This is a genomic window from Centipeda felix, from assembly GCF_900186465.1.
GTDB classification, from domain to species: Bacteria; Bacillota; Negativicutes; order Selenomonadales; family Selenomonadaceae; genus Centipeda; species Centipeda felix.
Window position 1 is genome coordinate 408,134 of record NZ_LT891958.1, and the last position, 24,441, is coordinate 432,574.

22 protein-coding genes are annotated in these 24,441 nt (G+C 56.4%); 12 read left to right on the plus strand and 10 right to left on the minus strand.

The genetic code is table 11. The features are described from left to right. Positions 1–319: 319 nt before the first annotated feature. The 3 genes from nrdD to C1713_RS06430 all read left to right on the plus strand — a co-directional run bounded on the left by nrdD (position 320) and on the right by C1713_RS06430 (position 1,528). Entirely contained in the window at positions 320–604 is a 285-nt protein-coding gene (gene nrdD / locus C1713_RS06420) for an anaerobic ribonucleoside-triphosphate reductase (protein WP_006690262.1), read from the plus strand. After that, complete coding sequence (gene nrdG / locus C1713_RS06425) at positions 576–1,103, plus strand: anaerobic ribonucleoside-triphosphate reductase activating protein (RefSeq protein WP_009753822.1); 528 nt, start codon at positions 576–578, stop codon at positions 1,101–1,103. Before nrdD ends, nrdG begins: the two co-directional genes overlap by 29 nt. A 131-nt stretch (positions 1,104–1,234) precedes the next feature. Continuing rightward, positions 1,235–1,528: a hypothetical protein gene (locus C1713_RS06430; RefSeq protein ID WP_009753821.1), complete on the plus strand. Its 294-nt coding sequence runs from the start codon at positions 1,235–1,237 to the stop codon at positions 1,526–1,528. A gap of 68 nt (positions 1,529–1,596) precedes the next feature. Here C1713_RS06430 and C1713_RS06435 read toward each other — a convergent pair whose 3' ends face one another. Next, positions 1,597–2,028 carry an EamA family transporter gene (locus C1713_RS06435; protein ID WP_102493367.1) on the minus strand — a complete coding sequence of 144 codons (432 nt, stop codon included), beginning with the start codon at positions 2,026–2,028 and terminating at the stop codon, positions 1,597–1,599. A gap of 274 nt (positions 2,029–2,302) precedes the next feature. Between C1713_RS06435 and C1713_RS06445 the strand changes: the two genes are divergently transcribed. The 4 genes from C1713_RS06445 (at position 2,303) to C1713_RS06465 (ending at position 5,215) form a co-directional block, all read left to right on the plus strand. Further along, the gene (locus tag C1713_RS06445) at positions 2,303–2,800 is read left to right on the plus strand and encodes an N-acetyltransferase (protein ID WP_245871011.1); all 498 of its coding nucleotides are present in this window, start codon (positions 2,303–2,305) and stop codon (positions 2,798–2,800) included. After that, the gene (locus C1713_RS06450) at positions 2,797–3,423 is read left to right on the plus strand and encodes an MBL fold metallo-hydrolase (RefSeq protein ID WP_102493369.1); all 627 of its coding nucleotides are present in this window, start codon (positions 2,797–2,799) and stop codon (positions 3,421–3,423) included. The genes C1713_RS06445 and C1713_RS06450 overlap by 4 nt, the downstream gene beginning before the upstream one ends. After that, positions 3,420–4,463 carry a DNA polymerase III subunit delta gene (gene holA, locus C1713_RS06455; protein ID WP_102493370.1) on the plus strand — a complete coding sequence of 348 codons (1,044 nt, stop codon included), beginning with the start codon at positions 3,420–3,422 and terminating at the stop codon, positions 4,461–4,463. The genes C1713_RS06450 and holA overlap by 4 nt, the downstream gene beginning before the upstream one ends. Positions 4,464–4,660: 197 nt before the next feature. Further along, the gene (locus C1713_RS06465) at positions 4,661–5,215 is read left to right on the plus strand and encodes a biotin transporter BioY (protein ID WP_009753815.1); all 555 of its coding nucleotides are present in this window, start codon (positions 4,661–4,663) and stop codon (positions 5,213–5,215) included. 70 nt (positions 5,216–5,285) lie between these two features. On the opposite strand, the gene sstT is transcribed toward C1713_RS06465, so the two are convergent. The 4 genes from sstT to C1713_RS06485 all read right to left on the minus strand — a co-directional run bounded on the left by sstT (position 5,286) and on the right by C1713_RS06485 (position 9,742). Further along, entirely contained in the window at positions 5,286–6,539 is a 1,254-nt protein-coding gene (gene sstT / locus C1713_RS06470; RefSeq protein WP_102493371.1) for a serine/threonine transporter SstT, read from the minus strand. Between the two features lie 112 nt (positions 6,540–6,651). Further along, a complete protein-coding gene (rfbD, locus tag C1713_RS06475; protein WP_102493507.1) occupies positions 6,652–7,542 on the minus strand; it encodes a dTDP-4-dehydrorhamnose reductase in 891 nt (296 codons plus the stop codon). 99 nt (positions 7,543–7,641) lie between these two features. Continuing rightward, the gene (locus C1713_RS06480) at positions 7,642–9,072 is read right to left on the minus strand and encodes a sensor histidine kinase (protein ID WP_039981333.1); all 1,431 of its coding nucleotides are present in this window, start codon (positions 9,070–9,072) and stop codon (positions 7,642–7,644) included. Then, complete coding sequence (locus C1713_RS06485) at positions 9,056–9,742, minus strand: response regulator transcription factor (protein ID WP_102493372.1); 687 nt, start codon at positions 9,740–9,742, stop codon at positions 9,056–9,058. The genes C1713_RS06480 and C1713_RS06485 overlap by 17 nt, the downstream gene beginning before the upstream one ends. A 207-nt stretch (positions 9,743–9,949) precedes the next feature. Between C1713_RS06485 and rsmI the strand changes: the two genes are divergently transcribed. From rsmI to C1713_RS06505, 4 genes are all read left to right on the plus strand, one after another. Further along, positions 9,950–10,813, plus strand: a complete 864-nt coding sequence (gene rsmI / locus C1713_RS06490) for a 16S rRNA (cytidine(1402)-2'-O)-methyltransferase (protein ID WP_102493373.1) — start codon at positions 9,950–9,952, stop codon at positions 10,811–10,813. 101 nt (positions 10,814–10,914) lie between these two features. Then, positions 10,915–12,339, plus strand: coding sequence for an ATP-binding protein (locus C1713_RS06495; RefSeq protein WP_102493374.1), 1,425 nt, complete (start codon positions 10,915–10,917; stop codon positions 12,337–12,339). 81 nt (positions 12,340–12,420) lie between these two features. Further along, positions 12,421–13,971: a methionine--tRNA ligase gene (gene metG / locus C1713_RS06500; RefSeq protein WP_102493375.1), complete on the plus strand. Its 1,551-nt coding sequence runs from the start codon at positions 12,421–12,423 to the stop codon at positions 13,969–13,971. Next, positions 13,968–14,753, plus strand: a complete 786-nt coding sequence (locus C1713_RS06505) for a TatD family hydrolase (RefSeq protein WP_102493376.1) — start codon at positions 13,968–13,970, stop codon at positions 14,751–14,753. The genes metG and C1713_RS06505 overlap by 4 nt, the downstream gene beginning before the upstream one ends. A 50-nt stretch (positions 14,754–14,803) precedes the next feature. Here C1713_RS06505 and C1713_RS06510 read toward each other — a convergent pair whose 3' ends face one another. From C1713_RS06510 to C1713_RS06520, 3 genes are read right to left on the minus strand one after another with little or no spacing between them, the layout of a single operon-like run. Continuing rightward, positions 14,804–17,707: a purple acid phosphatase family protein gene (locus C1713_RS06510; RefSeq protein ID WP_102493377.1), complete on the minus strand. Its 2,904-nt coding sequence runs from the start codon at positions 17,705–17,707 to the stop codon at positions 14,804–14,806. A gap of 4 nt (positions 17,708–17,711) precedes the next feature. Continuing rightward, a complete protein-coding gene (locus C1713_RS06515) occupies positions 17,712–18,536 on the minus strand; it encodes a PI-PLC domain-containing protein (protein WP_170950788.1) in 825 nt (274 codons plus the stop codon). A 2-nt stretch (positions 18,537–18,538) separates the two neighbouring features. Further along, positions 18,539–19,927, minus strand: a complete 1,389-nt coding sequence (locus C1713_RS06520; protein WP_102493379.1) for an MFS transporter — start codon at positions 19,925–19,927, stop codon at positions 18,539–18,541. A 379-nt stretch (positions 19,928–20,306) separates the two neighbouring features. On the opposite strand from C1713_RS06520, the gene C1713_RS06525 reads away from it, so the two are divergent. Continuing rightward, positions 20,307–21,032, plus strand: coding sequence for a helix-turn-helix transcriptional regulator (locus tag C1713_RS06525; RefSeq protein ID WP_138774478.1), 726 nt, complete (start codon positions 20,307–20,309; stop codon positions 21,030–21,032). 104 nt (positions 21,033–21,136) lie between these two features. On the opposite strand, the gene C1713_RS06530 is transcribed toward C1713_RS06525, so the two are convergent. After that, positions 21,137–23,017, minus strand: a complete 1,881-nt coding sequence (locus C1713_RS06530) for a protein-tyrosine phosphatase family protein (protein WP_170950789.1) — start codon at positions 23,015–23,017, stop codon at positions 21,137–21,139. 252 nt (positions 23,018–23,269) lie between these two features. Further along, entirely contained in the window at positions 23,270–24,229 is a 960-nt protein-coding gene (locus C1713_RS06540) for a phosphatase domain-containing putative toxin (RefSeq protein ID WP_102493381.1), read from the minus strand. Positions 24,230–24,441: the final 212 nt, after the last annotated feature.

Below are 24,441 nucleotides of genomic sequence, written 5' to 3' on the forward strand. Positions count from 1 at the left end.
AAGCAGCTGCTCATAGTATCTAATGGAACATCACACATCCGTCCACTCTTATCCACAGGATGCACAGCTTTTCCCTAGGGAAACTGTGGATAACTACAACCTGTTGTCATGCCCCCTCAAGCCGCATGACAGCGGGTTTTTTTATGAAAGTCCCATGCTGTTCCTAAAAATCCTTGTGGATAACTTTGTGTACAAACAACTATATATAGATTTTCTATTGACGTTCATACACAAGATGTTGTATAATTCTACTCGCAGCGGCACAGAGCCGCAAACGCTAACAAAGACCCGCCGCCGCGCGGGAAAAGGAGAATGAAGCATGATCGTCAACGACATCAACGTCACCGTCAACGGACTTTCGGACATCACCCCGCACGAGGTTGAGAACTACATCGCCTACATCGAGGGGCAGACCAACGAGAAGCTCGACCGTCTCTCCATTACGGGAGCGGACGACGGCCGCGTCACCCTCGGCTACGAGATGCGTCAGCCGAAGTTCGAGCGCATCCGCCGCATCACGGGCTACCTCGTTGGCACGACGGATCGCTGGAACAACGCAAAGCAGGCAGAAGAGCATGAGCGTGTCAAGCACGGACTCCACTGAGATCCGTATCGCAGGGATTGCGCGCGACTCCATCGTCGACGGTGAGGGGATACGGCTAACCGTCTTTACCCAAGGCTGCCCGCGCCGCTGTCCCGGCTGTCACAACCCTGATACACAGCCGACGGACGGCGGACGGGTCACCACCGTCGGCGCGGTGCTTCAAGACCTCGACGCCAATCCTCTTCTCACAGGGCTCACCCTCAGCGGCGGTGAGCCCTTTCTGCAGCCCGCAGCACTGCTTCCTCTCGCACGCGCGGCGCACGAACGGGGTCTCGATGTCTGGAGCTACACAGGCTACACCCTTGAGGAGCTGCGTGCACAGAAAAACCCCGCCGTGGATGCCCTCCTCGACGAGCTCGACGTCCTCGTCGACGGCGACTACCGCGAGGAGGAGCGCGACCTCACCCTCCATTTTCGCGGCTCGCGCAACCAGCGCGTCATCGATCTCGCTGCAACGCGCGCGACGGGGCGGCTGACCCTGCGGTACACAGATGAATAATGGCCATACGGAATACCCCGCATAGGAACAGAACGCTTCCACGCGGGGTATTTCCTATAAAAAACATTGCAATTCCTCCAAAAATTGGTATGATGAACAGGAGAGAATGAATTTATCGGGAGGAAATAAGTATGGCAACAAAGACAACACGAGCGCAAAACCTGAAAAAGGCACAGGATTTTGCGCTGAGCATCGACGCGACCACGGAGATCGGAATGCTCGAGATCTCAGCAACGCAGGCGATCCGCGTCTCGATCATCCGCTCGCGCGGGCGGCGCTATACTGCCATCACACCATTCTGGCGCAAGAAGAGCGATGATATGTGGAAACCGAAGGCTCCCGTTTGGGTGCCCGCAGAGCACACGGGCGAAATCGCAGACTATTTGGCACGCGCTGCAAAAAAGATTCATGAAAAAGAGGAATAAAGTCGCCCCACATGCAAAAGATCGGCATGTGGGGTTCTTTTTTTGTGTACAAATACAGATGATATTTCTCAGGGAAATATCGCCAAGATGAGTCCGCCTGCCGCGATCAGCGCAATGGCGACGCCGTGCAGGACGCTGATCTTGTCGCCGAAGATCAGGATCGCAAGGAGGACGGCAAAGACGACACTGAGTTTGTCGATCGGCGCGACCTGTGAGACAGCTCCCTCCTTGAGTGCCATGAAGTAGAAGAGCCACGAGAGCGCGCCCGCGATGCCGCTGAGCGCGACAAAGCCAAGTGCCTTCGTGTCGGCGAAGACCTGCGGCAGGCTGCCCGCATGTCCCTCGGCGATGACCACGCCGATGAGGAACAGTGCCATGATGACGGCGCGCACCGCCGTCGCGGCACTGCTGTCGAGCCCCGCAAGCCCAACCTTGCCGAAGATCGAGACAAACGCCGCGCACAGCGCCGAGAGCAGTGCATAGATGAGCCATAAGCGCATGGATTTCCCCTCCCTGCGAGGAATTTAAGGAATCTCTGATAAAACAGTGTCTCAGATTGGCGTAGATTTTTTCCGATGGAGGCAGCAAACCGGACGCACAGCAGAGGCTATGCGGAGGATTTGCCGGCACAGGGCGAAAAAGATGGACGAAGACGGCGGTGCTGAATTGATCCCTGCTTCCTTAACCTTGACAGTATAGCACACATCGACAAACATGGCTTTCAAAATCCCTCCCGATCGTGTAAAATAAGGGAAAAATATGGGGGGAAATTTCATGATACGACAGGCAGCAGTACAGGACATCCCGGAGATGCTGCGCATCTACGACGCGGCACGCGCAGCGATGCGCGCGGTGGGCAACCCTACGCAGTGGAGCGGCGGCTATCCCGCAGAGGAGCTCCTCCGCGCGGACATCGCGCGCGGCGTGAGCTACGTTCTCCACGATGCGGGCGCCGCTCCCTACGCCGCCTTTGTCCTCATCGCGGGTGATGATCCGACATACGCGCACATCGAGAACGGAGCGTGGCGCGACGATACGCCGTACGCCACGCTCCACCGCGTGGGCAGCGACGGCTCGCACCGCGGCACATTCCGCGCCGTATTGGACTTTGCACGCACACAGCACAGCCATCTGCGTGCCGATACACACGAGGACAATCACCCCATGCAGCATCTATTGTGCGCGGGCGGCTTCGTCTTCTGCGGCACGATCTATGTCGCGGACGGCACACCGCGCCGTGCCTACGAATGGACAAAGGAGTCTCACCCATGATCGAATGCGTCACCGTCGGCGATATGATCCCGACCAATTCCTATTTCTACATCGACGACGCGTCAAAGCACGGCTTTCTCATCGACGCGGGCGCGGAGGGCGGTCGACTCGCCGCACACGCCGCAGAGCGCGGCTGGACGATCGAGCAGCTGCTCCTCACGCACTGTCACTTCGACCATATCGGCGGCGTGGACGACTTCCGTGCACACATTCCCTGTCCCGTCTGTGCCGCTGCGGAGAGCCCGCGCTACTGCAGCGACCCGAACTGGAATCTCTCCACATGGGGCGGTGCGCCCGTGACGCTCGCCGATGTGGAGACGTTCGCCAACGGCGCGCACATCGCACTCGCAGCAAATCCTGCGCTGTCACTTGAGGTGCGCTATACGCCGGGGCATACGACGGACTCCTGCATCTTTTACAGCGCACACGACGGTATCGCGTTCGTCGGCGACACGATCTTTTTCGCGAGCGTCGGGCGCACAGACTTCCCGGGCGGCGACACGTCGGCACTCTGGGAGAGCATTCGGACGCAGGTCTTTACCCTGCCGCCCGATACAGTGCTCTACTCGGGGCACACGGAGCCGACGACGGTCGGCGATGAGCTGGCACGCTATCGCCGATGAACGCTCATGAGTTTATGGCGTCGCTCGCACAGGGCACGCCGCCGCAGATCTACCTCCTCGCCGGGGAGGAACCGTACTACATCCGCCGCGCCGAGGAGGCGATCCTGCGCCGTCTCCTGCCCGATGCCGCCGAGCGTGCAGACGCGCTCATCCGCTATGAGGAGATGCCCGCCATCGACGCGCTGGCCGAGTCACTGGAGACCGCCCCCTTTTTCACGGACAAGATCGTCGTCCTCGTCCATGACGCCGCCGTCTTTCGCGCGGGGAAAAAGGCGGCGGAGGGCGATACACCTGCGCCGAAGGACGCTGCGGCGGAGCGTCTTCTCGCCCTCCTGACGAACCTCCTGCCGACGACCTATGTCGTATTTACCCTCAATGCAAAGCCCGACAAGCGGCGCAAACTCTATCAGACAGTGCAGAAGACGGGGCGCATCCTCGAGAGCGAGGCCGTGCGTCCGTGGAATGTCGAGGGATGGCTGAACGAGCGTCTGCGCGAGATGGGGCGCTCCATGCAGCGCGAGGCGCGCACATTCTTTCTGAATGTCGTCGGCATGATGCAGACGATCTCACTGGAGTTTCTCGACCGGCAGCTGGAAAAGCTCACGCTCTACACCGACAACAAACAGTTCACGGAGGCGGATCTGCGCGCGGCGTTCTCGGAGATGCCCGAGGTCTCCGTCTTTGCGCTCATGAATGCCATCAGCGCGCGCGACGTGCGGCGCGCCATGGATCTCCTCGCTCGCTGCCGCGCAGACGGCGTGCACTTCACCGTACTGCTCGCCCTCCTGACGCGGCACGTCCGCCAGCTCTGGCAGGCGCGGCGCCTCCTCGCGAGCGGAACACCACCCAAGGGGCTCGGCAAGATCATGGGGCTGCACCCCTTCATCGCCGAAAAACTCGGCGGGCACGCGCGCGGCTTTCGAGAATCCGCGCTGCGGGATGCCGTCCTCGCCCTCGCCGATGCCGACTACCTGCTGAAGACGGGACAGGCGGGCGACGAACTGCTCGAGGACATCATCATCCGCCTGTGCCGCAAATAATTTCTCCATATAAGGGAATCACTGATAAATTCGGTACAACCATCTTGACGCATCTTTTTTGCCCGTACTTCGGCGGAAAATCCTCCACAGAGCACCACTCTGCGTCCGGTTTTCCACCTCGTTCGGACGAAAAAATCTACGCCAATCTGGCAGACCTCATTTTATCAGTGTTTCCTTAGAAAGAAGGCATTATTGTTATGATATCGTACGATGATCGTTTTTTCTCCGTCCGGAATACCACGCGGATGGCGCTCTGCATCGCGCTGATCTGCGTGAGTGCCTATATCGCCATTCCCGTCCCCTTCATGGCACCGCTGACGATGCAGACCTTCGTCATGTGCCTCGCGGCACTCGTCCTGACCCCGCGCCAGACCGCCGTCGTGCTCATCGGCTACACACTGATCGGCGCGATTGGCCTGCCCGTCTTTGCGGGCGGTGTCGGCGGACTCGGCATCATCATGGGACCGCGCGGTGGCTTTTTCATCGGGTTTCTTGTCGCCTATACACTGATGAGCCTCCTCAAGGGACATACGCCGTCCTTTCCACGCTACGCCCTCGTCGGCGCGCTCATCAGCGTCCCCATCACATATCTCTTTGCGACGCTGTGGCTGACCATTCTCTTCGGCGATAAATTCGTCGGCATTAGCGCCGCCTTCATGGCGCTCGTCCAGTTCATCCCGGGCGATCTCATCAAAGCCGTTGCTGCAGCAGCGCTCGGCGTGACACTTAATCGGCGGCTTCGCTATTTCTAAAAAGATACAGGCAAAAAGAACCTGCCATAGGTCATAAAATCTATGGCAGGTTCTTGTCTTACCGGGAGGATCAGGTCTCGTCTTTCGGTACCATGTCCTCATCCTTGAGTGTGCCCGCACGCGCACGGTCGGCAAACTCTGCCGTCGCGGTAAAGAGCACGTCGGTCGAGCTGTTGAGCGCCGTCTCACAGGAATCCTGCAGAACGCCGATGATAAAGCCGACGCCGACGACCTGCATCGCAATGTCGTTGCTGATGCCGAACGAGGAGCAGGCAACGGGGATGAGGAGCAGCGATCCGCCCGCAACGCCCGATGCGCCGCACGCGCCGACGGTGGCGACAAGGCAGAGCAGAAGTGCCGTCGGCAGATCGACCGCGATGTTCAGCGTATATGCTGCTGCGAGGGAAAGGACGGCGATCGTGATCGCCGCGCCGCTCATGTTGATGGTTGCGCCGAGCGGAATGGAGATGGAGTAGATATCAGGGTTCAGTCCGAGGCGCTTGCACAGCTGCATATTGACGGGGATATTTGCCGCCGAGCTGCGCGTAAAGAATGCGTAGATGCCGCTCTCGCGCAGCGTCGTGATAACAAGCGGGAACGGGTTGCGGCGAATGTGCAGCCAGACGATGATCGGGTTCATGATAAGCGCAACAGAGAAGAATGCCCCGAGGAGGACGGCGAGCAGATGCAGATAGCTGACAATCGCATCCGTGCCATTCGTGCCGACCGCGTCCGCCACGAGTCCCATGATGCCGAACGGGGCAAAGCGGATGACCCAGAGGACGATCTGCGTCATGACGACGGCAAAGTCGCGCACGGTATTCTTTGTCGTTGCATTTGCCTTCTGCAGGGCGACGCCTGCAAGAATACTCCACGCGAGGATGCCGATGTAGTTCGCGTTTGCAATGGCGTGGAGTGGATTGTCAACGACGTTGAGGATCAGATTGTGAACAACCTCGACGATGCCGCTCGGCGGTGTAACCGACGCCTCTGCCACGACGAGGTGGAGAGACGAGGGAAAGGCAAACGAGAACGCTACGGCGACGATGGACGCAAGGAACGTCGCGATAACGTAGAGGCGCACAATGGGCTTGAGCGCTGATCCCGCACCGACCGTGCGCTGCGCCATGGCATTCATAACGAGCACAAAGACGAGGATCGGTGCGACGCCCTTCAGGGCACGCACGAACACGTCGCCGAGCACGGCGACGAGTGGGATTGCGGCGGGCGCATAGAGCGCGATGAGGATACCGATGATAAGTCCGACCGCGATGAGCTTGATGAGTGCCGTCTCACGGTATTTGCGGCTGATACTTCTGAACAAAAAATCTCCTCCTTAGGGAATCGATGATGGGATATAAAAAAACATCCGTTATTATAGCAGAATGGGCGTGTCTTGTCACGCCCCCGTCAACATCAGACCTACTGTATTCTGATTAGGCTTCTGCATTCTGCATCATGGACGGAGATCCTCCATCCTCCTCCTGCCGCAGCTCCTCGATGTACCGCGCCACGGCATTCTGCCACGGGGGCAGGCGGCGGAACCCCGCCGCATCGAGACTCTTCTTGCTGAGGCGCGAGTTCAGCGGGCGCACCGCCTTTGTCGGATAGCTGTGCGTGGGCACAGAGGTGACGCTCACCGCCTTCCCTGCCGCACGGAAGACCTCAGCAGCGAACTGCGCCCACGAGCAGAAGCCCTCGTTGGTCGCGTGGTAGATGCCGTACTTCTCCGATGCAATCATATCGGCGAGCAGCGAAGCGAGGTCATGTGTATAGGTCGGTGAGCCAACCTGATCGCCGACGACGGAGAGACTCTTGTGCTCCTGCGCGAGGGTCAGCATGGTCTTGACAAAATTCTTGCCGTGGATGCCGAACACCCACGAAATGCGGACGATGAAGTACTGGGAGAGATGCGCCATGACCGCCTCCTCGCCCATGAGCTTCGACGCACCGTAGACGTTGCGCGGTCCCGTCATATCATCCGTCTCATACGGCGTCGTGCCCGTCCCGGGGAAAACGTAGTCCGTACTGATGTAGAGGAGCCTGATCCCGCGCTCCGCGGCAAGACGTGCGAGGATCTCCGTCCCCGCCGCATTGATGAGACGGCAGCGAGCAGGCTCGTCCTCTGCCTTGTCCACGGCGGTGTATGCGGCTGCATGGAGGATGGCGTCCGGCTCGGTCGCCTCGATGACGGCACGCATGACATTCTCGTCCGACAGCGGAAAGAGCTCCGAGGAGACGCCGTGTACCTCGTGCCCGCGCGCACGGAACTCCTTCACGCAGTCATAGCCGAGCTGTCCCGTCGCTCCCGTGATGAGGATTTTCATCGCAATCCGTCCTTTCTTTTCCATGCGTATTATCCGTGATTTCTTGCTCTTATTGTATCACAAAGGCGCCGCCCATGGGCGACGCCTTTTCAGTATACACTATGATTTAAGTGTCGGCATCACAAGGGAGATGGCAGTCCCCTGCCCCTCTGCGCTCTTCACCGCGATGCGGATGCCATGCTGCTCGGCGATCCATCGGGCGATCGAGAGACCCAGCCCAGAGCCGCCCGTCTCCTTCGTACGCGAGGAGTCCACGCGGTAGAACCGCTCGAAGATATGCGCCTGATGTTCCGGCGCGATACCGATGCCGTCGTCCGAGAGCGTCACCGTGACGGATTTGCCGTCCGCGGCCATGATGGACGACGCACGGATGTGGCCTCCGGCAGGCGTGTACTTTCGGCTGTTTTCGAGGAAGATGCGGAAGAGCTGACGCAGGAGAACGGGATCGGCGCTGACCACCGCTTCGTCGTTCCTATCCAGAACCACCTCGTGCGAGCTCGTCACCATCTGCATCTTTTCCATCGTATCCGAGAGAATCTCCGCAAGAAGCACCGTCTCCTTGTGCACTGCCTGACGCTTCTGGTCGGCACGCGCGAGGAAGAGCAGTTTCTCGATGAGCTGCTGCATATTCTCCGCCTCAGAGCGGATCGCCGTGATGCCCTCCTCGAGGATCTCCTTATCCTCACGCCCCCAGCGCGAGAGCATGTCGGAGTATCCGAGGATGACCGTCAGCGGCGTGCGCAGCTCATGGGAGGCATCCGAGACAAACCTCTGCTGCTGGACAAAGCCCTCCTGCAGACGCTCAAGCATTCGGTTGAACGTACGCGCCAGCTCCGAGAGCTCATCGCGCGCGCGCGGGATCGTGAGACGCTGTCCGAGGCGCTCCACCTCGATGCTGCCCGCCGTCCGCGTGATCGCGCGAATCGGTGTCAGAATGCGCCGACTGATGAAATGCCCTGCGATGAGCGCGAGCACAAAGCAGATCGCAACGGTATAGAAGAGCAGCCGCTGCAGCGAGTAGAAAAAATCCTTTTCCGTCGTAATCGTGCGTAAAAAATGAATCCGATAGGTGGTGCCGCCGTACTCGATCGTACGCTGAGCATGATAGACCGAGCCGTTGCGGAACTCGGAGACCTCCATCTCGGGGTTTGCCCAGAACGGCGTCTGCACTCGGCCCTGCTCGATCGCCGCATTCGACGGAAAGTGCGGATCCGTATCGAGAACAACGCGCCCCGCATCATCCGTTATCCGCACGATCACGCCGGGGATCACGGGTCCCTCAAACCAGAACTTCGCTTCGGCCGCATTTCCGCTCTCGATGTTGTTCATCACATGACGGATACTGCGGTCGAGATCGACCTCTGCCTGCCGATAAAAAAAGATGTATGCGCCCATCCCCAGAATCGTCGTAGAAAGAATAAGCACGAAAAAGAGGATGGCGGCATACATCAACGTGATCTTGGTTGAGATGCGGATATAGAGACAGCGGTCAGCCCAGTCCGACAGGCGTCTCCTAATCGCGCACCACATAGCCGACGCCCCGCACCGTATAAATGTACTTCTTATGGAAGCGGTCATCCAGCTTGGCGCGCAGATAGCGAATGTAGACATCGACGACATTGGTCTCGCCCGTGTAGTCGAAGCCCCATACCTCCTGCAGAATTTGATCGCGGGTCAGCACTGTACGCTTGTTGCGCAGGAGATACTCCAGGAGGTCATACTCGCGCTTTGTAAGCGCGACCGTCTCCCCATCCACCTGCACCTCATAGCGCGAGAGGAACATGATGAGATTTTTCACCGTCAGGCGGTCGGATGCATCGTCCGTCGAGATATCGCGGCGGCGGAGCGCGTTGCGGATGCGTGCGATCAGCTCAGGCACGGCAAACGGCTTCGTGATGTAGTCGTCCGCACCGATGTCGAGTCCCTCGACCCTGTCCTCCACCGCATCGCGCGCCGTCAGCATGATGATGGGCACGTTTGACACCGTGCGCACACGGCGGCAAATCTCGATCCCGTCCATGCCGGGCAACATCACATCGAGCAGGATAATGTCGAAATTCTCCTGAATGATGCGCTCATAGGCACGCGTACCGTTCCCCTCGATCTCGGCCGTAAAGCCCTCGTGCTCTAATTCCATCTGCAAAAAACGGGCAATTCGCGTCTCATCCTCCACGATGAGGATATGTGTCTTCTCTTCCATCTGAAACACCTCACATCATTTCCCTATTGATGTATTTAATGCCTATACTATATATGAATGCAGGAAGAATTAAAAGCGAAAACAGCAAAATATAATCGAAATTTTAAGGACATGACGATTTCCCCCGGTTTTCTTTTGGTTTCCCTTGACAATAGTGCATCCGTCCCGTATAAAACAGGGTAGGAATGACAAAATGGAGGAACAGCAGTGAACGAAAACGGACGGCTCTATCTCTGTGCAACGCCCATCGGCAACCTCGGCGACATCACCTACCGCGCCGTTGAGATGCTGCGCACGGCGGATCTCATCGCCGCCGAGGACACGCGCCATACGCGCGGACTCCTCGCGCACTACGACATCCATACGCCCATGACCAGCTACCATGAGCACAACAAGGATGCCAAGGGCCCCGAACTCATCGCACGGATGCAGGCAGGGGAGACCATCGTCTGCGTCAGCGATGCGGGGCTCCCGGGCATCGCCGATCCCGGCGGGGATCTTGTGCGCCGCGCCGTCACCGCCGGCATCTCCGTCACCCCGCTGCCGGGCGCGAACGCCGCACTATCCGCACTCATCTGTGCGGGACTCCCACTCGAAGGATTCACCTTCGTCGGCTTTCTCCCGCGCAAGGAAAAGAAACGGCGCGAGGTGCTGGCACGCGTCGCCGCCTCCCCCGAGACGCTCATCTTCTACGAGGCGCCGCATCGTCTGCGTGAAACGCTTGACGCTCTCACAGAGTGCCTTGGAAGGGAGCGGCAGGCGTGCGCCGCACGCGAACTGACGAAGAAGTTCGAAGAGTTCCGCCGTGCGCCGCTCGGCGAGCTCTCAGACTACTACCGGGAGAACGAGCCGCGCGGCGAGTTCGTGATCGTCGTCGCGGGCGCAGATGAGAATGTCGCTGCGGATGATGGGGAGGAGATGTCCCTCATAGAGCACTATGCAGCACATATCGCCGCAGGCCTCGACAAGAAGGAAGCCATGCGCCGCACCGCGCAGGAACTCGGCATCTCGCGGCGGGATGTGTATCAGGCCGTGCTGGCGGAGGAGGATAAAAGATCCACACCCATCTGAAGGACTATTTTATCCGCGTTTCCCTTGCTGTTTTCTCAGTGCCGTTGTATAATCTTTCTAATCACGATTATAATAATCGTGATTAGAAAGATGGTGATATTGTGTTTATCGGTCGTGAACGTGAGCTAGATTTTTTACAGGAGCGCTATGACTCGGAACGCGCCGAGCTCATCGTGCTCTATGGACGGCGGCGCATTGGAAAAACAGAGCTGCTGCAGCAGTTCGCACGGGATAAGTCTGCCGTATTCTACGCCTGTACGGAGTGTACCGATCAGGAGCAACTTGCCCGCTTTTCAAAGCGCATCCTGCAGGCGGGCATCCCTGCGGCGCATTTTCTGACCTCGTTTTCGGATTGGGAGACAGCGCTCAGGAGCATACAGGATGTCCCATCTGAGGGGAAGAAACTGCTCATCATCGACGAGTTCCCCTATATGTGCGCGAGCCATCCAGAGCTGCCGTCCATCCTGCAAAATCTCTGGGATCATGAGCTCTCGCATGCAAACGTCATGCTCATCCTCTGCGGCAGTGCGATGAGCTTTATCGAGAACGAGCTGCTCGCCGAGCGCAATCCGCTGTATGGCAGGGCGACGGGCATCTACAAGCTGCCGCCGCTGCCCTTTGTAAACGTGCGGGAGTTTTTCCCACAGTACAGCGTGGAGGATCAGGTCGCAGTCTATGCGATTCTCGGTGGTATTCCCTACTATTTAATTCAGTTTCAACCCCAGAAATCCCTCGAAGAAAATATCTGCACGAACATCCTGCAAAGGGGCTGTGTCCTCTACAGCGAAGTGGAGTTCTTGCTGCGGCAGGAGCTGCGCGAGACGAGCGTCTACAACGCCATCATCGAGGCGGTGGCACTCGGCAACAATACGCTCGCCCTCATCCACAGCAAGACGCAGATCGAAAAGACGAAAATCAGCGTCTACCTAAAGAACCTTATGGAGATCGGCATCGTCACGCGGGAGTTTTCTGTGCTCTCCACGGTAAAGGAGCGGGCGGGCAGCGGACGTGGACTGTATCAGCTGACGGACGCATACTTCCGTTTCTGGTACGCATTTCTCTACGGCAGCCACTCGGAGCTTGAGGCGGGCGACGCGGCAGGCGTATGGGAGCATCTCATTTCACCCCAGCTGCACGAGTTCACCTCTCGCGCCTACGAACAAATCTGCATCGAATATCTACGCCGCCGCAATCGTGCAAATGACCTGCCGTTTCACTTTGTTAAGATTGGCCGCTGGTGGGAGAAGGTCACGCATACCGCCGAGGGGAAAAGGCGCACGGTATCGGAGGAGATCGACATTGTCGCCGCAGATCGCGCGGAGCGGAACTTTCTGCTCGCAGAATGTAAATTTCGCCATACGCCCGCCGATCTTGACGTACTCCGGCAGCTGAAGAACAAAATGCCGCAAGAGAAACACCCGGGAAACTATCACTATATGATCTTTTCCTTCTATGGTTTCACCGAGCGACTGCGTGATGCCGCCGCACAGGAGAATGTGTGCCTCGTGTCCGGAGAGAACTTGTAGATTAGAACGGCGCCGCAGTTGTCACCCCGCACACTCTGTGCTACTATATACAGGAAATTATATCGAAACGAGGCATGATTTATGAGTGAAAAGACTCCATTTTACATCACCACCCCCATCTACTACCCGAGCGCGAAGCTGCACATCGGTCACGCCTACTGCACGACGGTTGCGGATACCATTGCGCGCTACAAGCGGCTCGCGGGCTTCGACGTGTTCTTCCTGACCGGCTCGGATGAGCACGGGCAGAAGATCCAGCAGGCGGCGGAGAAGGAGGGCATCACGCCCATCCAGTACGTTGACCGCATCGTTGCGAGCTTTCAGGAGCTGTGGCGGCTGCTCGGCATCTCCTACGACGACTTCATCCGTACGACGCAGCCGCGCCACCATGAGCTCGTGCAGGACATCTTCCAGCGCATCTACGATCAGAGCGACATCTACAAGGGCGCGTACACAGGGCTCTACTGCACACCGTGCGAGAGCTACTGGACGAAGCTGCAGCTCGACGAGAACGGCTGCTGCCCCGACTGCCACCGCCCCGTGCAGGAGGTCTCCGAGGAGGCGTACTTCTTCCGCATGAGCAAGTATGCGGATCGTCTGCTCGCCTACATCAACGAGCATCCCGACTTCATCCAGCCCGTCTCACGCCGCAACGAGATGATCGCCTTCATCGAGCAGGGACTGGAGGATCTGTGCGTCTCGCGCACCTCGTTCGACTGGGGCATCCCCGTTCCGTTTGACCCGAAGCACGTCGTCTACGTCTGGTTCGACGCACTGACGAACTATCTCACGCCGATCGGCTACCTCCATGACAAGAAAATGTTCCATAAATACTGGCCGGCGGACGTGCATCTCGTCGGCAAGGAAATCGTGCGCTTTCACACGATCATCTGGGGCTGTATGCTCATGGCGCTCGGACTTGACCTGCCGAAGAAAGTCTACGGGCACGGCTGGCTCATCGTCAACGGCGCCAAGATGTCGAAGTCGGTCGGCAACGTCGTCGACCCCGTCGCCCTCATCGAGGAGTTCGGCGCGGACGCCATCCGCTACTTTCTCCTGCGTGAGATCGCACTCGGACAGGACGGCAATATCTCGCGCGATGCACTCATCGGACGCATCAACTCCGATCTGGCGAACGATCTCGGCAACCTGCTTCACCGTACGCTCTCCATGGCAAAAAAATATCGGAAGGGCGTTATCCCAAAGGGGGAAGGGCGCACGGACTTCGACGCGGCACTCGAAACGATGACGGCGGCGACGGTGCGCGACTATACGGAGCAGATGGACGCGCTGGAACTCTCCGCCGCAGTAAAGACCGTCTGGGCACTGATCTCGCGCACGAACAAGTACATCGACGAGACCGCGCCGTGGACGCTCGCCAAGAACGAGGCGAAGACGGCAGAGCTTGACGCTGTACTCTATCACCTCGTCGAGACGCTGCACATCGTCAGCGTCCTCATCGCGCCGTTTATGCCGACGACGGCACGCCGCATCCACGAACAGCTCGGTTTTACGTCAGACTTTGACGCCGTACAGCTGGCGGACATCGCCGCATGGGGCACGACACCTGACGGACATACGGTCGGCACGGCAGAGCAGCTCTTCCCGCGCATCGAGGTCGAGAAGGCATGACGCTCATCGACACGCACGCCCACCTCTGCGATGAAAAATTCGACGATGACCGCAGCGACGTGATCGCACGCGCGCGTGAGGCAGGCGTAACGAAGATCATCAGCATGGGCGACACGATGGCAGCATCTGCGCAGGCGGTGCAGGATGCGGAGGAATATCCCGCACTCTATGCCGCCGTCGGCATCCATCCCGAGAGCGCGTGTGTGCTGACGGACGAAATGCGCCGTCAGCTCCTCACGTGGGCCCAGCATCCGAAGGTCGTCGCCATCGGCGAGATCGGACTCGACTACTACTGGGAAAAGGACGCATCACGCCGCGCCTTGCAGCGCGACCTCCTTGCAGCGCAGCTTGACCTCGCACGCGAGGCGGGGCTTCCCGTCTGCATCCATGACCGCGAGGCGCACGGCGACACGCTCGCCATGCTGCGCGCCGAGGGGGCGGGGCTCACGGGCGTCCTCCACTGCTACTCGGGCAGTCTTGAGATGGCTCGTGAGCTGTGGAAGATGGGCTGGTACATTGGCATTGACGGGCCGCTCACGTACAAGAATGCGGCGAAACTGCCCGACATCGTCCGCGAAGCCCCTGCGGATAAACTCCTCGTCGAGACGGACTGCCCCTACCTCGCTCCCGTACCCCTGCGCGGCAAGCGCAACGAGCCCGCCTACGTCACGTATATCGCCGCCAAGATCGCCGAGATTCGCGGCGAGACCATCGAGGACGTCGCACGCTATACGACGGAGAACGCAGAGCGGCTCTATCCAAAGCTGCAGAATGGTACATAATTATCGCTCAAAAAAACGAGGAAACGTATCGTATACGCTTCCTCGTTTTTTCAGCCATGAATGATGTCCGTATAGGCAGGATAGTCACGCAGACGATCCACCGGAGCAAAGCCTACGGCTCCGCTAAAGGTTCCACGCTCCCAGTCAGGACGCGTTGCCCACAGCATATCTGCAGAATCGACTTCATTCTCTGCTGTAATCTGATACTCATAGAGTACGGGCACGAATGTCCCCCGCTCTCCGACGGACGCCGAAAAATCTGTGACAATGCGCAGATACTGGGCCTCCGGGAGTTGGGAAAGTTCGATATAGTTTGTCCCGTCCTTCAGGACAATTTTCATATATGCCTTGACAGAGAGCTTATCATCCGACACCTCCACATTCGCCCGAAGCGCTGCCTGTGGAGGCAACTTCGTCTTTGCTCGAAGCTGACAGAACCGCCAATATTTTTTTTGTGTCTTGAAGGCGGGATCATATATCGCCGGGTGGCGCCACTCCGTCGTATGTGTACCGACGGTCAAAATGTGACGAAAATCAAGCCATACGGCAAGATGCCCATGATCCGGCCCCTTCTCCTCCGGTGCATCGAGCACGGCACGCAGTGACTCTCCCGTCAACCCTTTGCGGTAGAAGCGCACATGTGCCACGCGTCCCGGCAGATGCGTAAAATACTTTGGTTTCCCGAGCTCCGGAATCACATGACCGATGTGAGAATACCCGATAAAGATCGGCTGATCCTCCCACTGGCGAATCTCTGCTTTTGCGGGAATGCCCGGCACATGCGCTGCAACCGTCCCATCACAGTAGGAGGTGCCGCCACGCCTCTTGTCGAACGAGATGGCATAGTCTGCCCATGTTCCGACGTTGGCTGCCCCGCCCTGCCACTGATACTCGGTCACATCATAGCACGTCCCCCACTTGAGACTGCCGCTGCGGTCCACGACCATGCGCAGCATATAGGCCGCCCCCCATCCGACAGAGATCCCCCGCATCATGAGAGGGTTATGCCCCATCTCATCCTCATGGGCAAGACGGTCGACACAGGCCCTGACAATGCCGGTGAACCCCTGTGGAGCAACAAGCCCCGGGAAGGGCGGGATCTCGATATAGTCCCCATAGGATTCCAAACGTACTTCACGCTGCCCGTTCACCTCTACAAGCTTAGGGGATCCCTGCAGCAGCGCATAATGCCCATTCCCGGATTTATCCAGTACGCGGGGAATGATGCGGATACTGCCCTCAATGCAGATCTCCTCAGGCAGCTGATCGGCGATGCTGATCTGATAGCTGCCCCCCCGGCGAAAGCTGTGACAAAAACGCAGTAACCGCCGCTCGTGTGCACGGAAGAAACAACTCTGCGTGGCTGCAATACGCTGATCGATGTAGAGAGGTACCGTCGTATAGATCTCTCGATCGAGATTGTTGACGGCCTCAATCGCTGCATAGATACAGTCCGCCTTGTCCCCCTGCAGCGGAACAATTCGCATATGAGAAAAAGAAAGTTCTTTCGGTTCAAAGACGAAAATCTCTTCCTCAGCATCACCGCACTCGATGCGATGCGCCCCTGGTGTACGTGCCTGATACACAGCGGACACATTTCGTTGCTCTCCGGGGGCCAGCAGGACGATCCGACTCTGCCGCGGCTCGCCGAAAAGATTCAGCTTTTTTTTGCATCCATTGTCCGAGAGTTCCATGACAACGGCTGCAAGCACCGTCCCAGTATTTGATGCGTCTGCCCGAATCTCAACATGACCATCGTTATCGAGGCGACGCAGATGAATATTTTCAAAGACGAACTGTAACTCGCCATGCTCGAGATGAACTGTATCGACGAGCGTACGCGAGCCATCGGGGCGAAAGCCGAAGAATCGACAGTCCAGTGCATCCGCCGAAATATCCAAAATGCCGTAGTTGTTCCTGCCCATGGCAACGACCTCGGGGAACTCCTCCAGCAGGCGGCACTCCGGCACCCCCTCATCGTATCCCTCTGCGGGATCCTGTAGACTGCCCTGCATAACGTAGACGGTCCGCGCACCGATATCCGGATTGACCGATACCGCCTTGACATAACGATGGAGATGTCCGCCAAGAACAAGATCTACACCGCATCGTTCAGCAATGGGGACAATATGACGGTTGTTGAACACATCCGTATAGGGATGGTGCATCATGAGAATCCGCCACCGCGCTTGCTGAGACGAGGCACTCATCAGATCTGCCTCCACCCAAGCAAGCGTCTCCCGTATCCGCTGCCGATTTTCTGCATCCAGCGTGCCACCGGCATTTTCCGCATTCATTTCGAAGAGGCCCCACGGCGTGCTGTCCACCATGACAATATGCGCAATGCCGTAGTCCATGGAAAAACTGTGCCCGTCCGGTGCTGCATTCAGATACTTCGCCTGTGGCCGTAAAAACAACGTCTCAAAGAACGGACCATCATCGTGGTTGCCTCGTGCATAGAACACAGGTGCCGCGGCGAGCACCTCCGGAATCCTCTGGAACCAATTCGCTTCATACTGCTCGTGCTGATAGCCTGTGCCAAAGGAAATATCTCCGCCGTGCAGAATGAAGTCCGGCTGCTCCTGTGCAACCATTTCAGCAAAACGATCACTCAGGTGAAAGAGCTGTGTATCCGATACCGTCACCAGGTGAAGCCGCTCCGGTGCTGCTGCGAGTGTCCGAAACGAGCCCTCATAGAGCCTCTCCTCTCCGACACAGACAGCATAACGATACACAGTACCCTCCGTCAGCGCTGTCAGACGCACGGTATAGAGCCATCGCTGTATCTCGCGGCTCACGCACTGCCGCTTCGCCGCAGCCGTGCAACATAAGGTCTCCGTTCCGCAGCGCACAATGGCATCCAGCTCTTCTGACATCTCCCATGCAATAGTGATTGCATCCGCTGCCGGACTGAGCAAATAGGGCCCATTGCTGAGCGGCCTTTTTCTTGTCATCGTTCTATCCTTCCATGTGGTTCTTGGCGAAAACCTCCCTGCAAATCTCAGGTGTGATAAAATCATAGATCAGCACACCGCGCGTCTTCGAGTATTCGTCAAGGAGCGCAAGGCTGTATGGGTTTAATGCATCGGCAAATGCATCTGGAAACCCCGGCTCCCCATTGGTTGCACTGATATGGCTCAACGAGAGAACGCTCTCCGGCAGACGGCATGCGGTATCCATCTGCGCGCGGATGGCCGCCTGCTTCTCCGCAATCGTCGGTCCGTCCCAGAGATCCTGAAGAGAGACCGCTTCATTCTCATGCCAGTTCTCTGCCCATTTGCGTCCATGGTGTCGACCAAACGCCATCACAGGAGGAGAGCACTCGATGGCCACGATCTTACCGGCACATGCCCCCAAGGACATCCATGCAGGTGCTCCATCCTCCCAATGGTAAAACAGCTCCTCCCATGATTCAATTTTTTCTTTCAGTGCGGCACCATACGCCTCGTAATCATCCTTTTTCTCATTGGCATTCTGGATGCGCACAAGCAGCATCTCTCTCGGGTAACGGGAGAGGAACTCCGCACAGGCCGAAAAGATCTGATCTGCATCAATATCACTGATCCACTCCCGATGTGCCGCCTTCATCTCCCGCCGCAGCCGCAAATCGAGAAACCGAACCCCAGCCATCAGCTGTTCCTCCAGACTCATGATCTGCGTATGATAGTACCGCTCAGGACAGGACGCCGTCATCGTATCATGAGTTCCCGGCAGGAGGAGTTGGGTGATCATCGTCTCGGGGGCGCAATACGACATCCACGACGTGCCTTGAACCGCATTCATCATCATTCCTCCGCAGCTGCATGGTCTGGCTGATTCTCCCGCAGGCGAATCAAGCAGTGCGACATAACGACCGCAACAAGCGCGAGCGCGGCCAGTCCCCAGAACGCCATGGCCAGGACATGGGTATCGGTCAGATAGGAACGCACAATCTGCCCCGCCGCATCCTTTTCCGGTGACCGCACCAAGCCGCCCAGGACAATCGGCGCAATCAGTGCCGGCAGGTATCCAATGGTAATCGCAAAGGACATCGCCGCAGAGGAATGTTTTTTGGGAACATTTGCCTCACCGATGGGCGCATAGTAGACGCCGCGTACCATAAAGACACAGGCCGATGCAGCAAGAAGAAGAATGAGAAGGAGATAGAATGTGGAAGAAGAGATCAGCCCCTCCGGGGTCTCACCGGGCGCATAGCCCGCTGCATACAGAGTGACATCGGGATGATTGAAGAAGAAAATACCGCCGATTACCGTCAGCAGAACAACGAGCACACACTCCATCGTACGCATGAAATGCGCCGTCGACGGAAACACTTTTTCCACAAGGACCGTCGATACAAGAGGCAGCATACGAAGCCCGATGACCACCGTCGCAAAAACTGCTGCTGCCACGGCACTCGTACCATAGCCGCCCTGCAGAAAGCGCGCAAAATAGGTTCCGGCAGCAACAAAGGCACCGTAAATACAGAACACATTGATCCCTGCAATCCAGACGACAGGCAGACGTGCAACCTTACCGATGCCCTTGATCGCCTCTGCATTCGTCTTGGTCTGCGTATCGCCATCGCCCACCTTCGCCCCTTTGGGGACAGCGAAGAATACCGCAATTCCCGCGATGATGATAATGGCGCAGGCCGTCGCCATCATTGTGCGCGGACCTGCCTCAAAGTAGAGCATCGCCGTCCAGAGCATCGAGACGAGGAAGGCAAGGACGCCGCGCCCAAACTCGAAGAGACCAAAGGCAGCCCCCTGATGATCCTTTGTTGTTGAAAGCCGAAGCGCCTTGAAGTTCGCTGGTTTGAACAAGACCTCACTGAAGAACAGCATAGAGAAAAAGCAGGTGAGCAGAACCGGCATGCTCAGTCCTGGCGAATTTAATGTCAGGAACAGTGAAATACCACCCACACCAATGGTGGACAGCATCATGATGGCACGAATGGAAAAGCGATCACCGACCCAGCCCAGAGCGATCGTCCCCAAGAGAATGACCAGCCCCTGCATCGAATACAAATAACCGGCCTCCTGATCGGTCACCCCGAGCGCCGCCGGAAATCCGCCCGGCACACTGTTGCGAATATCCCAGAACGCATAGATCAACTGCGCATTGATCGTAATGAGGATCAGCTGAAAAAATGCTGCCTCCGAAAATCCATACTTCGCTAAGAAACCTTTCATAATATTTGCTCTCCTTTCACGGTCGAAACACTGGATTTTATCTCCTTTTGCCTGTATAATGGTGATATGACGTATTTTTTCGGCAAGAGGAATTTATTGAGCCAGTATTGAACCATCTTTCTGAATATTATTATATAAGAATGTGTTCGGAGCATTCTCCATTTTCTTGTTCCGTCACAAGGAAAAACTATATTATTTTGTTTTTCCATTCTTTTACAAGTAATCTTCGGAAGGAGGTTTTCTTGTGTCCTCGTTTCCATTCGGTGCCCCCGACCAATCTGCCTTAGAGCCCGGCAGTTCTCCTTATCTGGAATCCGTAGAACACCTGACAGATACGAGTCATCCTGACATACAAAATATACATTACGGGGTTGTCGAGGTGATCCTCATTGAGAAGGGAACCTGTCGACTGATCACAAAAGATGAGGCTGTGCACCCTCTGCGAAAGGACAGCCTTGTTCTGATTGGAAGCGGCATGCTTCACCGATGGAAGGACAGAAAAGACCTAAATGCGCTCATCATCCGCATGGGCAACGTACATCTGCGGGGGCTGTTGCCGGCACAGCTTTCCCCCGCAGAGGATCCTGTCCTGTTCGTGCCGGAATCTGCCGCAGTCAGAGGAATGCTCTTCACACTTTTACAGAGCATTAAGCTGCTCGCACTCGACCAGGAGCGCAGATACCGCTCTGAGATCGGTTCAGGTCTGGCTCATTCACTGATCCTTATGCTTGCTTCTGCCCTAGAGGAGCACCGATGCCGACCTGCCCAAAACACCACGGAAGCCATGAGCACTCGCATTAAGGACTACATTGACGCCCACTACCTTGAGGATTTGAAGCTCCCTGATATTGCCGCAGCGCTTCACATCAATCCATATTATCTCTCCCACACATTCAAGGCACTGACCGGGGTTTCCCCCATGTCCTATATCATCCAGCGTCGCATCGATGAGGCTCAGAGTCTCCTGCTGACAACGAATCTGACCATCACCGCCATCGCCATCGAGTGCGGCTACAACAATTCCAACTACTTTCAGTCTGTCTTCAAGAACATTGTCGGTATGACGCCGGGAAAATATCGGAAGATGTGGAAACAGGATCCCTAGAACCTCATGAATCCGAAAATAGAAAACGCCTCCAAAGCCGCAGACTTCACGGTTCTTCTCGTAACACAGAGGAGAACCGTGAATGCGTCTTCAGAGGCGTTTTCTTACTTGTGGTTCTTCAGCCACACACTCCACGGCGTAACATAGTTGTTGGCATGGTTCTGTTGAACGTATTCGTAGAACTTCGCCACCATGCGCGCTTTGACGTGATCGTAGTCATCCTTCCAGTTCTTGGTCGGATAGGGCATAGACGGGTCGTAGGCAATGTACGAGCCGCCCAAGAGGTACTGACGATGGAGAATATCCTTCAGCGAGACAGAGGGGTTCTTCATCATGTCGTACATTACCATGAAGCTTGTCGTACGCCCCTTGCCCGCCTGGCAGTGGAAGTGCATCCAGCTGTTGGAAGGAACCTTCTTCACGAAATCAATGAATGCATCGATCGTCTCCGGCTTTGCCCACGTGTGATCGGTAACGGCAAAGCGCACATAATGGAGACCCGCACCCTCGACCAGTTCACGCTCGGTCATCGCGCTGTCGATGCGAACAGTCTTCGGATCAATCGGCATTTTATCCTTGTCCAGTTCCGCAAGGATGAGGCTCTGACCTTTTGCCGCGTGAATGCGCGCATTCTCATCGCGGATGACTTCATTCTGTGTCTTATTGAGGTTACCCCAGTTGCGGTCACCGTACCAGCTGACCGCCATATCGTTCATAAAGCCATGCGACTCCTGACGCAGATCGACGATGTAGATATCGCCCGTGGCCTTGGCACGCAGAGCCGGCAGCATCGCACGGAAGGAGTGCACTGAGAACGCTGCACTCGCGGAGATCGGGAGGTTGTTGAGTCCTGCACGCGAGGGAACATAGTTCGGGTCGACACCGACCTTCTTCATATCGTCCATCTGTTTGAATGCAGAATCTGCCATGCGGAAGTTGCGCGGGAGAGCCTTCGAATCCCCAGCAGGGGCATCAATTCTCCAAATATGACCGCTATAGTCGGGCTCCCACGTCTCGACCTTGTTCTTCTTCGCCCACTCGCTGTACGGGACATCGAGGTTCGGATTTTCCTTTACATAGTCATAGAAGTGGCGTACAAACTGATAGCGCTCGATATACGCCTTGCGCCCGTAATTCTTCTTCTTATCGGGGATATCGCTCAGATCGACAATGCCGATGAGCTTCTGACGCTGAATGATATCATTAAAACTGACCTTCGATGCGTTCTTCAGGATGTCGTGCATAACCATGAAGATCGTCGTACGCCCCATGCCGGCATAGCAGTGATAATGGAGCCAAGCATCTTTCGGCAGCTGCTTGTAGAACGCGACAAAGCGATCCACATCCGGATCATCGGGACGGAAATGATCCATCAGCGCGAGACGGAAATACTTCGCACCATGTGCACGAACGACCTCTTCCTCCGAGCGCACCTGCTTATAGGGGAGCGTGATCGGCGTCAAGATGATATTCTTCGAATCATCATAGCGGAAGATACTGATCTCTGGTTCATTGCGAAGACTGGCGAGCTGCTCCTGCTCGAGCGGCAGGATGATCTCCTCCGGGCGTCCGTCGTTGCCCCAGTCATGGTTCGCAAACCATGAAATTGCCGTACCATCAAGATAACCATGGGACTCACCGCGCAGATCGATGTCATAGAACTGCTCTGGTTTCACAGGAACAGTTTTCAAGATTTCCTCGAGTTCCTTCTCTGAGAAACAGCTCGAAGCCGACGAATTCATCGTCGCCATCCCTTCGCGACTGGGAATAATACCTGTCTTAGTCACCCCCTTGTAGTCGTCTTTGCCCATACGGAAGTTGCGTGGTAACTGTGCCACGTCGGCACGGTCTATCTTGAGTGACAGTATGGGCGGGTCGGCGACCGGCTCGGCAGGTTTGACCTCGTCCGCAGCGACATTCACGCTCTGCACAATGAGGAACGTGAACAAGATTGCGGACAGAATCCACTGTCTGTACTCTCGCATTGGAATACCTCCTTATGTTAATTGATAAAAGCTCTCCTCCCTGTCAAACAGCCCCTCGTTAAAGAACTGTTCGACAGGGTATTAAGGAAGCACTGATAAAATCGGCACAACCATCTTGACGCATCTTTTTCGCCCGCTTTTCGTTAGCAAATCCTCCACATAGCCCTCGCTATGCGTCCGGTTTGCTGCCTCAATCGGACAAAAAATCTACGCCAATCTGGCAGACCTCATTTTATCAGCGATTTCTTAATTTTAGAATTCGTAGCCTTTTTCTTTGACCCACTGGGTATAACTCTTTGACAGTGTCGGATTTTCCTTTGCATACTCGTAGATATGCTGCGTGAAAAGGGCTCTCTTTGGGTAATTCATCTTCTTATACTCATCCTTACCCGTCTGCGCCTTCTCTGCCGACTTACGCATATCCTGTCCGCCAAGAAGGACTTCACGTGTCATGATGTCGTCATAACTGAGTTTATTGGCATTCTTGATCATGTCCATAAATGTGAGGAACATGGTCGTACGGCCAATGCCCGCCTCACAGTGTACATGGATCCATGCCGTTTTTGGCAGTTTCTTGTAAATCGCCAAGAAGTCATCCACATTTTGCGGGGTCGGCGCGGAGTAGTCCATGATCGGGACGCGGTAGTACTTCACGCCTTGCGATTTCAGAAATTCGCCTTCCGTCTGGACGGAATTCACCTTTTCCTGAACCTGATTTTCGATATCCTTATCTGACTTGAGTGTTGCAATGTCCATTGTACCATTCATCAGTGCGGTCTGTAGCATTGCTTTTTCGCGGCGATCAACCTCCTGCGCAGACTGCCCCTTGTTGAAGGTTTTGTAACGCGAATACCAGCTCACACCGTTATCATTGATATAGCCATGCGATTCCGCACGCAGGTCAATCACAACGAGATCTTTCTTCGGCACGTGCTTCAACATCTCCAAGAACTCATTCTTAGAGAAGAAGCTGCTGCCGGACATACGCAGTTCGTTCAGACCCTCGCGGCTCGGATACACACCGCTCTCGACTGTTTTGTAGTCGCTCTGTGCCGTGCGGAAATTTGCCGGAAGCTGCACTGCGTCATGCCGATCATATTTCAGAATCTGAACGCCTGGAACCGGCTCGGCTGCAAACAGATGAGATGATACAAACAGCGATGAGACAAGGAGCATACCTGTCGCTTTTTTTAGAATTTTTTGTGTTTTCATGGTGCTGGCACCTTTCTCCTCATAAAGTGATAATACATCGACGAGTCATAACTCATCGATGTATTTTTTGAATTACGGATCTAATAGAATCCGCCTAGTTGGTACATTTTTCTTGTCACGGAGCCCCCCCCTTCCTCAACAACAAACACTGTGGGGGAGATTTTCAGCAAAAAAAGGATTGAAACATCACGATGCATGATTGGACTCTACCC

Bases quoted from the DNA above. Each gene is read 5' to 3' on its own strand.
- C1713_RS06450 (WP_102493369.1), top strand. From the start codon at position 2,797: ATGATCGAATGCGTCACCGTCGGCGATATGATCCCGACCAATTCCTAT.
- C1713_RS06485 (WP_102493372.1), bottom strand. From the start codon at position 9,742: ATGGAAGAGAAGACACATATCCTCATCGTGGAGGATGAGACGCGAATT.
- C1713_RS06530 (WP_170950789.1), bottom strand. From the start codon at position 23,017: ATGCGAGAGTACAGACAGTGGATTCTGTCCGCAATCTTGTTCACGTTC.
- C1713_RS06505 (WP_102493376.1), top strand. From the start codon at position 13,968: ATGACGCTCATCGACACGCACGCCCACCTCTGCGATGAAAAATTCGAC.
- C1713_RS06430 (WP_009753821.1), top strand. From the start codon at position 1,235: ATGGCAACAAAGACAACACGAGCGCAAAACCTGAAAAAGGCACAGGAT.
- C1713_RS06520 (WP_102493379.1), bottom strand. From the start codon at position 19,927: ATGAAAGGTTTCTTAGCGAAGTATGGATTTTCGGAGGCAGCATTTTTT.
- C1713_RS06465 (WP_009753815.1), top strand. From the start codon at position 4,661: ATGATATCGTACGATGATCGTTTTTTCTCCGTCCGGAATACCACGCGG.
- C1713_RS06435 (WP_102493367.1), bottom strand. From the start codon at position 2,028: ATGCGCTTATGGCTCATCTATGCACTGCTCTCGGCGCTGTGCGCGGCG.
- C1713_RS06445 (WP_245871011.1), top strand. From the start codon at position 2,303: ATGATACGACAGGCAGCAGTACAGGACATCCCGGAGATGCTGCGCATC.
- rfbD (WP_102493507.1), bottom strand. From the start codon at position 7,542: ATGAAAATCCTCATCACGGGAGCGACGGGACAGCTCGGCTATGACTGC.
- C1713_RS06510 (WP_102493377.1), bottom strand. From the start codon at position 17,707: ATGACAAGAAAAAGGCCGCTCAGCAATGGGCCCTATTTGCTCAGTCCG.
- nrdD (WP_006690262.1), top strand. From the start codon at position 320: ATGATCGTCAACGACATCAACGTCACCGTCAACGGACTTTCGGACATC.
- holA (WP_102493370.1), top strand. From the start codon at position 3,420: ATGAACGCTCATGAGTTTATGGCGTCGCTCGCACAGGGCACGCCGCCG.
- metG (WP_102493375.1), top strand. From the start codon at position 12,421: ATGAGTGAAAAGACTCCATTTTACATCACCACCCCCATCTACTACCCG.
- C1713_RS06480 (WP_039981333.1), bottom strand. From the start codon at position 9,072: ATGTGGTGCGCGATTAGGAGACGCCTGTCGGACTGGGCTGACCGCTGT.
- nrdG (WP_009753822.1), top strand. From the start codon at position 576: ATGAGCGTGTCAAGCACGGACTCCACTGAGATCCGTATCGCAGGGATT.
- C1713_RS06540 (WP_102493381.1), bottom strand. From the start codon at position 24,229: ATGAAAACACAAAAAATTCTAAAAAAAGCGACAGGTATGCTCCTTGTC.
- C1713_RS06515 (WP_170950788.1), bottom strand. From the start codon at position 18,536: ATGAATGCGGTTCAAGGCACGTCGTGGATGTCGTATTGCGCCCCCGAG.